General features: G+C 58.8%; 13 protein-coding genes. 11 read left to right on the top strand and 2 right to left on the bottom strand.

Annotated features, from left to right (window positions below; all coding sequences use genetic code 11):
- Nucleotides 1-199: 199 nt before the first annotated feature.
- From greA to ACTQY5_RS09880, 3 genes are read left to right on the top strand one after another with little or no spacing between them, the layout of a single operon-like run.
- On the top strand, nucleotides 200-718 hold the full coding sequence (gene greA, locus ACTQY5_RS09870; protein ID WP_022488187.1) for a transcription elongation factor GreA: 519 nt from the start codon (nucleotides 200-202) through the stop codon (nucleotides 716-718).
- Between the two features lie 26 nt (nucleotides 719-744).
- Nucleotides 745-2733: a lysine--tRNA ligase gene (gene lysS, locus ACTQY5_RS09875; protein WP_441369152.1), complete on the top strand. Its 1989-nt coding sequence runs from the start codon at nucleotides 745-747 to the stop codon at nucleotides 2731-2733.
- A 55-nt stretch (nucleotides 2734-2788) separates the two neighbouring features.
- Entirely contained in the window at nucleotides 2789-4135 is a 1347-nt protein-coding gene (locus ACTQY5_RS09880; RefSeq protein WP_441369153.1) for an MATE family efflux transporter, read from the top strand.
- Nucleotides 4136-4199: 64 nt separating this feature from the next.
- Here ACTQY5_RS09880 and ilvD read toward each other — a convergent pair whose 3' ends face one another.
- Nucleotides 4200-5867, bottom strand: coding sequence for a dihydroxy-acid dehydratase (gene ilvD / locus ACTQY5_RS09885; protein ID WP_154487334.1), 1668 nt, complete (start codon nucleotides 5865-5867; stop codon nucleotides 4200-4202).
- Between the two features lie 93 nt (nucleotides 5868-5960).
- A complete protein-coding gene (locus ACTQY5_RS09890; RefSeq protein ID WP_022488183.1) occupies nucleotides 5961-7700 on the bottom strand; it encodes an Rqc2 family fibronectin-binding protein in 1740 nt (579 codons plus the stop codon).
- 103 nt (nucleotides 7701-7803) lie between these two features.
- Between ACTQY5_RS09890 and ACTQY5_RS09895 the strand changes: the two genes are divergently transcribed.
- From ACTQY5_RS09895 to ACTQY5_RS09930, 8 genes are all read left to right on the top strand, one after another.
- The gene (locus ACTQY5_RS09895; protein ID WP_022488182.1) at nucleotides 7804-8427 is read left to right on the top strand and encodes a hypothetical protein; all 624 of its coding nucleotides are present in this window, start codon (nucleotides 7804-7806) and stop codon (nucleotides 8425-8427) included.
- A gap of 12 nt (nucleotides 8428-8439) precedes the next feature.
- The gene (locus ACTQY5_RS09900) at nucleotides 8440-9336 is read left to right on the top strand and encodes a YicC/YloC family endoribonuclease (RefSeq protein ID WP_195839586.1); all 897 of its coding nucleotides are present in this window, start codon (nucleotides 8440-8442) and stop codon (nucleotides 9334-9336) included.
- 20 nt (nucleotides 9337-9356) lie between these two features.
- Complete coding sequence (gene remA, locus ACTQY5_RS09905; RefSeq protein ID WP_022488180.1) at nucleotides 9357-9647, top strand: extracellular matrix/biofilm regulator RemA; 291 nt, start codon at nucleotides 9357-9359, stop codon at nucleotides 9645-9647.
- The gene (gmk, locus tag ACTQY5_RS09910; protein WP_022488179.1) at nucleotides 9640-10287 is read left to right on the top strand and encodes a guanylate kinase; all 648 of its coding nucleotides are present in this window, start codon (nucleotides 9640-9642) and stop codon (nucleotides 10285-10287) included. The genes remA and gmk overlap by 8 nt, the downstream gene beginning before the upstream one ends.
- Before the next feature lie 14 nt (nucleotides 10288-10301).
- Nucleotides 10302-10523, top strand: a complete 222-nt coding sequence (gene rpoZ / locus ACTQY5_RS09915) for a DNA-directed RNA polymerase subunit omega (RefSeq protein WP_022488178.1) — start codon at nucleotides 10302-10304, stop codon at nucleotides 10521-10523.
- 13 nt (nucleotides 10524-10536) lie between these two features.
- A complete protein-coding gene (coaBC, locus tag ACTQY5_RS09920) occupies nucleotides 10537-11736 on the top strand; it encodes a bifunctional phosphopantothenoylcysteine decarboxylase/phosphopantothenate--cysteine ligase CoaBC (RefSeq protein WP_022488177.1) in 1200 nt (399 codons plus the stop codon).
- 89 nt (nucleotides 11737-11825) lie between these two features.
- On the top strand, nucleotides 11826-12302 hold the full coding sequence (locus ACTQY5_RS09925; RefSeq protein WP_022488176.1) for an LURP-one-related/scramblase family protein: 477 nt from the start codon (nucleotides 11826-11828) through the stop codon (nucleotides 12300-12302).
- Nucleotides 12303-12504: 202 nt separating this feature from the next.
- Complete coding sequence (locus ACTQY5_RS09930) at nucleotides 12505-13920, top strand: hypothetical protein (RefSeq protein ID WP_022488175.1); 1416 nt, start codon at nucleotides 12505-12507, stop codon at nucleotides 13918-13920.
- Nucleotides 13921-13931: the final 11 nt, after the last annotated feature.

A 13931-nucleotide genomic window follows, 5' to 3' on the forward strand; every position in this document is an offset into this window, starting at 1 on the left:
CCGCCCGGAGAGGGCCCATCCCTTCAACGCCAAATGGGTCCGCATTTGGCCTCCTCCGGCCATTGACAATTGACAATTGACCATTGACCATTGACGGCCCCGCCCCGGCGGGGCCTTTCCCATTGACAACCCCCCGGAAAAACTCTATAATTTACAAGATATGGTAATAGCCAAAAAGCCTATAAAGGAGTCGTGAAACATGGCTGAACAAACAATTTTGACCGAAGAAGGTCTCAAAAAATTAGAAGACGAACTGGATTATCTCCGTTCCGAGAAACGGCAGCAGGTGGCCGAACGGCTGAAGGTTGCCATTTCTTACGGGGACATCAGCGAAAACTCCGAATATGACGATGCCAAAAACGAACAGGCCTTTGTGGAAGGCCGGATCCTGACCCTGGAAAACATGATCCGGAATGCCAAGATCATCAAGGATTCCGACATTACCAAAAACGTGGTTTCCCTGGGCTGCAAGGTGAAGATCGAAGACATGGAAACCCATGATCAGGAAGAATACACCGTGGTAGGGACCACCGAAGCCGACCCTATGGCCGAACCGCCCCGGATCTCCAATGAATCCCCGGTGGGCAAAGCCATCCTGGGCCAGAAGGTGGGTTCCGTGGTGAAGGTCACCACCCCCATCGGTGAACTGGACTACAAGATTGTAGCCGTAAGCCGTCCCGGCGCTGCCAAAAAGGCTGCCGCCAAGGACGCAAAATAATTTCGCAAAGAATCAGGAGGGTTTTCATGTCCGACGAAAAGAAGAACCAACCGGACGTAGAGAAGGAAGCACTGGCGGACGAAGACGTCAATGAACAGATGCAGGTCCGTCTGGATAAAATGCACAAACTGGAAGAAAAGGGCATCCTGCCCTTTGGCCATGCCTATCAGTGGACCCATCACACCAAAGAAGTCCATGACCAGGTGGATGCCATGGAAGCTGCCGGCACTGTAGTGAAAGTGGCCGGCCGTCTCCTGGCCATCCGGGGCCACGGCAAGACCTGTTTCATGGATCTCCAGGACAAGACCGGCAAGATCCAGCTGTATGTCCGGAAGGACGAACTGGGCGAAGAAGCCTACAGCGTGGTGAAACTGCTGGATATCGGGGATATTGTAGGGGTGGAAGGCACCGTGTTCAAGACCCATATGGGGGAACCCTCCATCCGGGTCCAGAAACTGGAATTCCTCTCCAAGGCCCTGAAACCCCTGCCGGAAAAATGGCATGGGCTGAAGGATAAGGAAATCCGCTACCGTCAGCGGTATGTGGATCTGATCGTGAACCCGGAAGTCCGGGATGTGTTCGTGAAACGGACCCAGATCATCAAGTGCATCCGGCAGGTGCTGGACGACCAGGGCTACCTGGAAGTGGAAACCCCTGTGCTGAACACCATCTCCGGGGGCGCCACCGCACGGCCCTTCATTACTCATCACAATGCCCTGGACATTGACCTGTACCTGCGGATCGCCACGGAACTGAACCTGAAGCGTCTGGTGGTAGGTGGCCTGGAACGGGTGTACGAACTGGGCCGGGTGTTCCGGAACGAAGGGATGGACATCAAACACAACCCGGAATTCACCACCCTGGAATGTTATGAAGCCTTCGGGGATTTCAACACCATGATGGACCTGACGGAAAAAATCGTCACCACCTGTGCGGAAAAGGTCCTGGGGACCCTGAAGATCCAGTATGAAGGCACGGAAATCGACCTGACCGGGCCTTGGCCCCGGATGTCCATGATCGACGCTGTGAAGAAATACAGCGGCAAGGACTTCACCGGCGTCAAGGACGTGGAAGTGGCCCGGCAGCTGGCCAAAGAAGCCGGTGTGGCGGTGGAACCCGCCTGGGGCGTGGGCAAGATCATCAACGCCTTCTTCGACGAATTCGTGGAAAAGAACCTGATCCAGCCCATTTTCATCACCGGCCATCCCAAGGAAATCTCTCCTCTGGCCAAGAGCAGTGTGGCGGATCCGGACATCACCGACCGTTTCGAAGGGTACATCTTCGGCCGGGAACTGTGCAACGGCTTCACTGAACTGAACGATCCTCTGGACCAGAAGGAACGGTTCGAAAAACAGGTGGAAGAACGGAATGCCGGGGATGACGAAGCCGGCATGATGGACGAAGACTTCATCAACGCCCTGATGCACGGTCTGCCTCCCACAGGGGGCCTGGGCATCGGCATCGACCGTCTGGTAATGTTCCTGACGGGGGCTGTGTCCATCCGTGACGTGCTGCTGTTCCCCACCATGAAACCTCTGGACGGTGGGAAGAACGAAGCCCCCAAGGCTCCTGCTGCTGCTCCTGTGGCAGCCGAAACTGCTGCAGCTCCGGCTTTCGAAACGGTGGCACCGGAAAAGATCGACTTCTCCAACGTGACCATCGAACCGCTCTTCACCGACTATGTGGATTTCGACAAGTTTGCAGACTGCGACTTCCGGGTGGTGAAGGTGAAGGACTGCTTCGCCGTGCCCAAGAGCAAGAAGCTGCTCCAGTTCACCCTGGACGACGGCACCGGCACCGACCGGACCATCCTCAGCGGCATCAAGGCCTACTACGATCCGGAAGACCTGATCGGCAAGACCTGTGTGGCCATTGTGAACCTGCCGCCCCGGAAGATGATGGGCATCGAATCCTGCGGGATGCTGCTCAGCGCGGAACATATGGAAGGGGAAGAACGGAAACTCCATCTCCTGATGTTGGATCCCCATATCCCCGCCGGCGCGAAATTGTGCTGATAAAAAGGGCTGTTGCGTGAGCAACAGCCCCTTTTTTCTATGAGGTGTGACAACCATGCAAAAAGACATGACCCGGGGACCCATCCTTCCCCTGATCCTGGAATTCCTTTTCCCCATGTTCGTGGGCAACGTGTTCCAGCAGCTGTATAACATGGCGGATATGATCATCGTGGGCCGGTATGTGGGGGCCGGGGCTCTGGCGGCCGTAGGCTCCGCCGGCACCCTGATGTTCCTGGTCCTGGGCTTTGCCCTGGGGATCACCGCCGGCTTCGGCATCCTCACCTCCCAGCGGTTCGGGGCCAGGGATGAGGCCGGGGTCCGCCGGAGCGTAGCCAACGGCACCCTTCTGGCGCTGCTCCTTTCCCTGGCCATGACCCTTTTGAGCACCGCCGCCGTGCCCTGGCTCCTGGAACTGTTGAACACTCCGGCGGATATCTGGAACGATGCCCGGACTTACATCACCATCATTTTCCAGGGGCTTTTCACCAACGTATTCTACAACATGGCTTCCGTGTTCCTCCGGTCCGTGGGGAACAGCAAAGCCCCGTTGTTCTTCCTGGTGTTTTCCGCCTGCCTCAATGTGGGGCTGGATCTGCTGCTGATCATCCAGTTTGGCATGGGAGTAGCCGGGGCGGCCCTAGCCACGGTGGTGAGCCAGGGGCTCTCCGTGCTCCTGTGCCTGGTGTACATCCTGAAAAAAGTCCCGGTACTGGTGCCGGAGAAACAGGACTGGGGACTGTACCGGTATGAGACCCGGGAACAGCTCCGGATGGGGGTGCCCATGGCTCTCCAGTTTTCCATCACCGCCTCCGGGATCATGATTGCCCAGTCTGCCATCAACCTGTTCGGTTCCACCGCTGCCGCGGCTTATACGGCGGCTTCCAAGGTATCCATGCTGCTGACCCAGGGGTGTCTGTCCATGGGCCAGACCATGGCCACCTATGCAGGCCAGAATTTCGGCCGGGGAGACCTGGAACGGATCCGCCTGGGGGTGAAGAAATCCCTCCGGGTGATGGCCCTGTATTCGGTGCTGGCGGCGGTGGTGCTCCACTATCTGCTGCCCTGGCTCATGGGCTTCTTCTTTTCCGGGGATACGGACCCGGCGGCCCTTATGCCCTGGGCCCAAACCTATGGAGACATTGCCATGTGGTTCTACCTGCCCCTGAGCAGCATCTTCATTTACCGGAACGCCATGCAGGGGGTGGGGTACGCCCTGGCGCCCACCCTGTGCGGGGTGGTGGAACTGGCCGCCCGGGGCGGCACGGCCCTTCTGGGCATGCACACCCACAGCTACGCCATCTCCGCCGCCTGCGACCCCATGGCTTGGCTGACCGCCGGCCTGTTCGCCTGGTGTGCCTGGCAGTGGGTGATGAAGGATATGGAGAGAAAAAAGGGGGTGTGAAAAGATTCACACCCCAATCGTGGAAAAAAAGACTGGCGCCGCAGGCGCCAGTCTTTTTTTATCCTTAATTAAACTTCAGCACCGCTCCCTGTGCTGCGGAGGACACCAGGGAAGCGTACCGGGCCAGGTAGCCCTTCTTCACCTTGGGTTCCGGGCACACCCAGTTTTCCTTCCGCTTGGCCAGCTCTTCGTCGCTGACCCGCACGTTCAGGGTCCGGTTGGGGATATCGATGTCGATGATGTCCCCTTCTTCGATCAGGGCGATATTGCCCCCTTCCCGGGCTTCCGGGGAGATGTGGCCGATGCAGGCCCCCTGGGTGGCTCCGGAGAACCGGCCGTCAGTGAGGAGCGCCACGGATTTCCCCAGGCCCATGCCGGTGATCACGGCGGTGGGGTTCAGCATTTCCCGCATCCCCGGGCCGCCCTTGGGCCCTTCGTAGCGGATCACCACCACATCACCCGGGTTGATCTTCTTGCCCACAATGGCTTCGATGGCTTCGTCTTCGGAGTTGAACACCCGGGCGGGACCGGAATGTTTCAGCATTTCCGGAGCCACGGCGCTTTCCTTCACCACAGAGCAGTCCTGGGCGATGTTCCCTTTCAGCACGGCGATGCCCCCGGTTTTCCGGATGGGGTCCTTCACCGTGTGGATCACTTCCGGACGGAGAATCTTGGCGCCCTTGATGTTCTGGCCTACGGTCTTGCCGGTGACGGTGAGGCAGTCCTTTTCAATGAGTCCGTGCTTGGCCAGTTCGTTCATCACTGCCCGGATGCCCCCGGCTTCTTCCACATCCACCATGTGGAAGGTGCCACCTGGGCTTAGCTTGGTCAGGTAGGGGGTCTTCTTGCTGATTTCGTCGAATTCTTCCAGGGTCAGGTCCACCCCGGCTTCATGGGCAATGGCCGGCAGGTGGAGGCAGGTATTGGTGGAGCCCCCCATGGCCATGTCTACGGTAATGGCGTTCTTGAAGGCCTTGGCGGTCATGATGTCCCGGGGCCGGATGTTCTTGGCCAGCATTTCCATTACCTGTTTCCCGGCCTGTTTGGCCAAGGCGATCCGGGCACCCTGGTAGGCGGCAGGGATGGTGCCGTTGCCCGGCAGGCCCATGCCCAGCACTTCCGTCAGGGAGTTCATGGTGTTGGCGGTAAAGAGCCCGGCACAGGAGCCGCAGCCCGGGCAGGCGCAGTGTTCGATGGCAGACAGTTCCTGTTTGCTGATTTTCCCGGCTTCAAACCGGCCGGCGGCTTCGAACACGGTGCTGACGCTGATGTCCTTCCCCTGGTACCGGCCCGGGAGCATGGGGCCCCCGCTGACCACCACCGTAGGGATGTTCAGCCGGGCAGCGGCCATGAGCATCCCGGGAACGATCTTGTCGCAGTTGGGGATCAGCACCAGGGCGTCAAAGGCATGGCCGTTGGCCACCGCTTCGATGCTGTCCGCCACCAGCTCCCGGCTGGCCAGCGGGTATTTCATCCCGTCATGGCCCATGGCGATCCCGTCGCAGATACCGATGGCAGGGAATTCAATGGGGGTGCCGCCGTTTTCCAGCACACCATATTTAACGGCCTTGGCGATCCGGTCCAGATCCATATGGCCGGGAATGATTTCATTCTGGGCATTGCAGATGCCGATGAGCGGCTTTTTCAATTCATCTTCCGTATATCCCATGGCATAGAACAGAGAGCGGTGGGCCGCCCGGGTGGAACCTTTTTTCACTGTTGTACTTCTCATAGTATTCCTCTTTTCCCTCATGTACTGGCGTTTCCGCCGTAATATAACCAATACTGTAACACGATGGGAAAAGAGTGTCAACAAAAAGCAGAATCAGTCCTTTTTGACGTGGACAGTTGTACAAGGTTTTACATATAGGGTGGTCTGGCCCGTGTAGATCACGAATCCGGGCTTGGCTCCGGAGGGCTTTTTCACCAGCCGTTTCTCCGCATAATCCACCGGCACCCGGTCGGCGTTCCGTCCCTTGCTGTACCCGGCAGCCAGCTGGGCGGCGGCCAGGATGTCCTCTTCCCGGGGCTGGGGCAGGGTGGTCTTTAAGATCACATGGGACCCGGGGATGTTCTTGGCATGGAACCACAGGTCGCTGCCCCGGCCCAGCTTGAAGGTCACATAATCGTTCTGCCGGTTGTTCTTTCCAATATAAAGGAAGGTGTCCGGGGTGAGCTGGACCTTCAGGGGGGTGGACCGGCTCTGGGAAGGCTGTTTCTTCCGGGGCTGGGGCAAAAGGCCCAGGGAGATGATCTCCTGTTTGATCTCCCCGATCTCCCCTTTGGTGGAGGCGGTTTCCAGGGACACTTCCAGGCTCTGGAGGTATTCCAGCAGATCGTTGGCCTCTTTCTGCTGCTGCCGGATCTCTCCCACCGCCCGTTTGAACTTGTTGTACCGTTTGTAGTAGGCCTGGGCGTTTTCCATGGGGGTCAGTTCCGGAGCCAGGGCGATCTTCAGCTTCTTTCCGTCGTAGAGACTGTCCAGTTCACAGGAAGTCTGGCCCTTTTTCAGGGACCAGCCGTAGGCCATCAGGGTGTCCGCCATGATCTTCTGGGTTTCGGCGTTTTCCGCTTTGGCCAGGTCCTGGGCCAGGTATTTCAGCTTCTTTTCCGTCTTGGCTTCCTGGCTGGCCACCACCTTGGTGAGCAGGTCCTTTTCCGGAATCTGGACCGGCACCAGGGAAGCGCTGTAGGCCTGGGCCGCCAGCAGGGAGGGGAACACCTTCCGGGTCCATTCCGGATGGGTCTGGGGCTCATAGGGCACCAGGTTCTTCATCCGGTTCCGGCTGTCGATCTGGGCCACCACGGTCGGGTCCGTGCCTTCCAGACGCTGACGGATCTCCTGCTGGATGGCTCCGATGGCCTGTTCCACCTTTTGGGCCCCTTCCAGGTCCATAAGATTCACCGGTCCCGTAAAGCCGCTGCGCAGTTCCACTTCCTGGGCGGTGTATTTCCCGATCCCCTGGGTGGCGGCAATGAGCCCCTGGACCAGACTCACATCCCCCTGGGCCACAGCAGCCTCCCGGATGGCGTGAGGGTCCGCCTGGAGAAAATCCAGGCCTTCCTGGGCAGGGGGCAGGGTGTAGGGCAGGTTGGGAAGGATCTGCCGGACCCGGCTCTGGGCTTTTGTTACATGCCGGAGAGCGTCCAGGATGATTCCCTTTTCGTCGGTGAAGATGATGTTGCTGTTCTTCCCGGTAAGTTCCAGGATCAGGTGTTTGGTGATGATCTTCCGTTCCGCCCCGATGAGATCCACATCCAATGTGAGGATCCGGTCCAGGCCCTTTTGGGTCACCCGGGCGATCCGGCCTTCCTCCAGGTGCTTCCGCAGCAGCATGCAGAAGCTGGGGGGCAGGTCCGGCCGCTCCGGCAGGGTCTCCGGCAGGGTGATGAGAGGGGAGGCCCCGTTCATGTCGATCAAAAGATTCACCGTACGGTTCAGCCGGTTCACCTGCAGCAGCAGGGATTCACGGCTGGGCATGAAGATCTTGAAAATTTTTCCGCCGCTTAAAGCTCCTGTCAGTTCCCGGGTCAGGAGCTGCAGGGCAATACCTTCCAGATTCATGGTTTCCTCCAATATTTGCAGTGTTTCGTTAAATTCGTTATAATATATTGATTAGTATAAACCGTATTGGACTTTTCGGTCAAACCATAGAGGAGAGGATACCATGAAAAAAATCGGAACTCTGACAGCGGCCCTGCTGCTGCTCACCCAGCCCGCCTTCGCCATGCTTCCCCTGACGCCCACCACCATCCAGGCCGCCCAGGTCTACGGCGTGGAACGGAAGGGGGCGTCCCTGGGAGAGCTGCTGGCTCCCTGGACTGTCTACGACCGGAAGCAGATGAATCCCTACGGCCTCCGGGAACGGGTGGTGGTCTATACCCCCTTCCTGACGGCGGCGGTGGATGCCCGGCAGACCGCAGCGGACGGGGGCACCCCCAGTGTGCCCCAGGGCATGAAGGTGGCCAAACAGTATGACGGAGTGCTGGCCCTGGGTCTCAACCTGAGCACCAGTGTGAAACTGGAGCCCAGGAACCTGAAACTGCGGATGTACCAGGGCCAGAATGTGCTGGAACCCTATGCCTGCAACCTGAACAATGCCTCCCAGCGGGACATGCAGATCCTCAACAAGCAGTCCGGGGAACTGGAGGACAACAATGTGTGGGATCTCCAGTACTTCGTCTATTTCGACCTGTCCAAGGTGGACCCCAACCGGACCATGGTGCTGGCGGCCACCGATGAATACGCCGGTACCCGGGAATTTGTGCTGAAGCTGCCCAATATGAACTAAGGGGGAAGGGACATGGTACAGAGCATGACCGGCTACGGCCGGGGCGCCTGGGAAGAAAAGGACTTTTCCTTCCAGATCGAGATCAAGACCGTGAACCACCGGTATGCGGAGCTGGCCCTCCGGCTGCCCCGGTTCCTGAACCCGGTGGAAAACCGGATCCGGAAGCAGTTGCTGGGGAAAATCAGCCGGGGCCATGCCGATGTGTTCGTGACAGCGGTGTATACCGGGACGGAAGGCCGTCAGGTAAAAGTTGACAAAGGGCTGGCAAAGGCTTATCATGATAGTTTGAAAGAACTTGCGCACCTGCTGGGATCCACTGAAGAAGCTTCCCGGCAGGACCTGTTTTTCATAGCCGGCTGTGAGGATGTGCTGGTGCCGGAAGAAGGAACGGTGGATCTGGACCGGCTGTGGCCCGGGATGGAACAGGCCATCAGAGAAGCCCTGGACCGGCTGCTGGCCATGCGGAAGGCGGAAGGGGAACAACTGGCCGCCGACCTGGAAAAACGGATTGGCACCATCGAGACCCAGCTGGGGACCATCGAAACCCGGGCCCCGGAAACGGTGGCGGAATACCGGGAAAGAATCACCGGTCAGCTCCGGGACCTGCTCCAGGAAGCCGGGGCAGGGCCTCTGGACGAGGGACGGGTGATCCAGGAGGCGGCCCTTTACGCGGACCGGGTGAATGTGACGGAAGAAACCGTCCGGCTCCGCAGCCATCTCCGGCAGTTCCGGCAGCTGCTCCAAAAGGAGGAACCGGTGGGACGGCGGATGGATTTCCTGGTCCAGGAAATGAACCGGGAAGCCAACACCATAGCCTCCAAGGCAGGGGATGCCCGGATCATCCAGACCATTGTGGATATGAAAAGCGAAATCGAGAAGGTAAGAGAACAGATCCAGAATATACAATAAGAGTAGGAGAGAAATCATCTATGGACATCAAAATGATCAACATCGGCTTTGGCAACATGGTATCCGGCCAGCGGGTCATCACCATCATCGGACCGGACAGCGCTCCCATCAAGCGGATTGTCCAGGACGGCCGTGACAAGGGTGTGGTCATCGACGCCACCTATGGCCGGCGGACCAGAGCCGTATTGATTATGGACAGCGGCCATATTGTACTGTCTGCCCTCCAGCCGGAAACCATCGCCAACCGGTTCGCCACTCCGGAAGAGGACGATGATACGGCTGCGGAAGAAAAGGAGGAACCCAATGAATAAACCTCAGGGAATTCTGCTGGTACTCAGCGGCCCCAGCGGCGCCGGCAAAGGCACCATCTGCGCCCGGCTCCGGGAAAAACGGGACCAAATGGCCTACTCGGTGTCCTGCACCACCCGCCAGCCCCGGAACGGGGAAGTGGACGGGGTGAACTACTTCTTCAAGACCCGGGATGAGTTCGAAGAAATGATCAAAAACGGGGGCCTGCTGGAACATGCTTCCGTGTACGGCAACTACTACGGCACCCCCCGGCAGTATGTGCTGGACAAACTGGCGGAAGGGCTGGATGTAATCCTGGAAATCGACCCTCAGGGGGCCCTCCAGGTGAAGAAAAGCTATCCCGACGGAGTGTTCGTGTTCATTGTGCCGCCTTCCCTGGATGAACTGTCCAAGCGGATCTACAAACGGGGCACCGACGCGGTGGACGTGATCAAACGCCGGCTCAGCGCCGCCACCAGCGAACTGGCCTACGCTTCCAAGTATGACTACATCGTGGTCAACGACGAAGTGGAAAAGGCCACCGACAAGGTGAGCAAGATCATCGATGTGGAACACCTGCGGGTGGGCCGCACCTATTACATTGTTGACGAAATCTGCCATAACGGCACCTGTGACTGCGCAGAAAACGCGCAGGAGAAGTAAAGGAGAATGTAACTATGTCCATGATTGATCCTTCCATTGACTATCTGGCTGACAAAGTGGGCAGCAAATATGCCCTGGTGATTATGGCTTCCAAACGGGCCCGGCAGCTGGTGGACCATGCACCGGCCCTGGTGAAGTGCGATTCCAACAAGCCTGTTTCCATCGCCCTCCACGAAATCGGCGAAGGCCTGGTGACCATTGCCACCAAAGAAGACCTGAAGGAAATGAAGAAATAAAAGGAGGCCCCAGGTGCTGGAAGGCAAAAAGATTGCATTGGGGGTCACCGGGGGGATTGCCGCCTACAAGGCTGTGACCCTGGTGAGCCGGCTGGTCCAGGCGGGAGCCCAGGTGCGGGTGATCATGACGGACGCCGCCACCCATCTGGTTTCGCCCCTTTTGTTCAAGGAAATCAGCGGGAATCCGGTGGCCACGGATCTGTGGGCCGGGAACGCGGAATTCAATGTGGAACACGTGGCCGTGGGCCGCTGGTGCGATGTGATGGTGGTGGCTCCGGCCACTGCCGACATGATCGGGAAAATGGCCAACGGTATTGCCGACGACCTGCTGTCCACCACTCTGATGGCCTGTGACAAACCCAAGATCATCTGCCCGGCCATGAACACCAATATGCTGAACAACCCGGCGGTGGTCCGGAACCTGGCCACCCTGCGCCAGGACGGGATCACCATCATGCCCAGCGCTGCCGGCCATCTGGCCTGCGGGGTGAACGGGTCCGGACGGCTGCCGGAACCGGAAGACATCAAATCCTTCATCGACGGGTTCCTGGCCAGCCGGGAAGGGGATCTGCGGGGCCTCAAGGTTCTGGTCACCGCCGGAGGCACCCGGGAAGCCATCGACCCGGTCCGGTTCATCGGCAACCGGTCCAGCGGAAAGATGGGCTACGCCATTGCCCGGGACGCCGCCCGGAGAGGGGCGGAAGTGTTCCTGGTATCCGGTCCCACGGCTCTCCCGGCTCCCCGGAACGTGAAGTTCCAGAACGTGGAAACCACCCGGGAAATGATGGATGCGGTGCTGGGAGCCTATCCCCAGGTGGATGTGGTGATCATGGCCGCTGCCGTGGCTGATTACCGGCCCCATCATGCGGAAGAGCAGAAAATCAAGAAAAACGACGATACCCTTACCCTGGACCTGGACAAGAACCCGGATATCTTAAAGCAGCTGGGTCAGCAGAAGACCCATCAGTTCCTGGTGGGCTTTGCCGCCGAAACCCAGCATCTGCTGGAAAACGCCGCCGCCAAGGTCAGGAAGAAGAACCTGGACATGATCGTGGCCAACGACGTGACCATGAAAGGCGCCGGCTTCAGCACCGACACCAACGTGGTGAAGCTCCTGTTCCCCAGCGGAGAGATCCGCAGCCTGGAGCTTATGAGCAAGGAAGACGTGGGAAACCATATTTTGGATATTGTACGAGACTCAGTCGGCCATTGACAATTCACAATTCACAACTGAAAAGGGGCTGTTGCATTTGCAGCAGCCCCTTTTTGTGGTACCATAGAACCAAAAAGGGAGGTGCGGCCATGAAACTCTTGTTCCGTCAACGGATCTTTTCCTGGTTCGACAGCTATGACATCTACGACGAAAACGGCAATACCGTCTATGTGGTGAAAGGCCAGCTGGCCTGGGGCCACTGTCTGAAGATCTGCGACCCCCAGGGCCACGAACTGGGCCTGGTGAAAGAAAAAATCATCACCCTGCTGCCCAAATTCGAACTGTATGAAGGCGGCCGGTACATCGGCAGGATCAGCAAGAAACTGTCCCTGTTTTCGCCTAAATTTTCCATCGATTTCAACGGCTGGACCGTGGAAGGGAACTTCCTGGAGTGGGATTACACCATCCGGGATGCCCGGGGAAACCGGGTGGCCACCATCGGCAAAGAACTGTTCCACCTGTCCGACACCTATGTAATGGACATCAACGACCCCGCTGACGCCCTCCACGTCCTTATGTTCGCCCTGGCCATGGACGCGGAAAAATGCAGCCGGGAGAAAAAGTAGGAAAAAGCAGTGAAGAGTGCAGAGTGAAGAGGGAAGAGCGGGACGGCACGGATCCGTAGAGGCCGCACAACCGGCGGCCCGCCAGAACCACGGATCCCTGACTCCAACGCCGTAGGGGCTAGCCGCAGGCAAGCCCATCCCGGCCGCCCAGAGGGCCTCCACAACGACCCACAATGAATCAATCCTTGCAAAGGAGCCACCTATGACAAACGAACCCAAAACCGAAAAACAACAGGCCGAGGAGGCCCGGTCCGCTTCCTTCCGGGCCGGGGCGGGTCTTTGGGCCGGCCAGTCCCTGGACCGGACCCTGGCGGCCCTGGAGGAGAAATTCCGGAAACCGCCCACCTACAACCGGAAACTCTACGAAGATCCCCAGGCTCTCCGGGCTGCCAAAAACCAGGCCTTCCAACAGGGGGACCCGAAGGATCCCTACACCGGCAACCTGCTGAAAATGCGGAAACAGGAGGCCAAAGCCCAGTACGGTGCTGACTGGCAGAAACATCTGGCGGAAGTGGACCATACCCAGTCCGTCCATAAGGTATTTCAGAAATACAAAGACAATCCCTGGATTACCAACGATGACATCAAGGAAGCGGTGAACCAGAAGGCCAACCTGCAGATTACCAACCGGAGCTTCAACAACGCAAAGCGGGACCGGAGCAACACCCAGATGGGCAACAACCAGGACTACCGCCGGGACAAAGGGGTCCGTTTCACCAAGGGGGGAAAAAAGCAGGCACTGGAGGACGAAGCAAAAGCCCAAAAGGCCATTGACTGGACCCTGAAGAAAAAAGCATTGGGGCACATGGGAGACGCCTTTCTCCAGTCCGGGGCCCAGGCGGCTGAGGGAGCCGCCTTGATGACCGCCTGCCTGTCCGGGGCCGGCAATGTAGTTGCGGTGATTAAAGGGGAAAAGACCACGGAAGAAGCCCTCCGGGATCTGGTCCGGGATACCGCCGCTTCCGGGGGCACCGCTTTTGCCCTGGGAGGCAGCGTGACGGTGATAGCCCGTTCCCTGTCCAGTGCCAGTTCGCCCCTGGTCCAGAACCTGGTGAAGGCCGGCCTCCCCGGCAAGGTGGTGGCCGGGGTCATGGCCGTGGGAGGTACCCTGCTCCAGTACGGCCAGGGGAAAATCACCACCGCGGAATGCATCACCCAGCTGGGGAACACCGGCTGTGCTGCCGTATGGACCGGCTATGCCACAGCTGCCGGTCAGGCCCTGATCCCTATTCCCTTTGTGGGAGCCCTGGTGGGCAGCCTGGTGGGCGGCGCCCTGTACGGCACCTTTGCTGGTCAGTTCATGGCAGCCGCCGCCGAAGCCCGTGCGGCCCGGAAACGGTACGAAACCATCGCCCGGATCACCGCCGAAAACATCGCCCGGCTCCGGGAAGAACGGGCATCCTTCCAGGCCGCCTGTACCCGGCTGTTCCAGGAACGGGGCCGGGCCATCCAGGAAGGGTACGACCAGTTTGTGCTGGCCGACCTGGAGGGGGATTTCGACCAGATGGCCGCCGGCCTGAACCGGATCGCCGGGGCCTTTGGCCAGGATCTGGGAATCCATTCCCAGGAAGAGTTCGAAAACCTGATGGAAGACGATACCAAGGATTTTGTTCTGTAGAAAGGAGAAAA

The sequence above is a fragment of the Acidaminococcus sp. HCP3S3_H5 genome, assembly GCF_052122235.1.
Lineage (GTDB): Bacteria > Bacillota > Negativicutes > Acidaminococcales > Acidaminococcaceae > Acidaminococcus.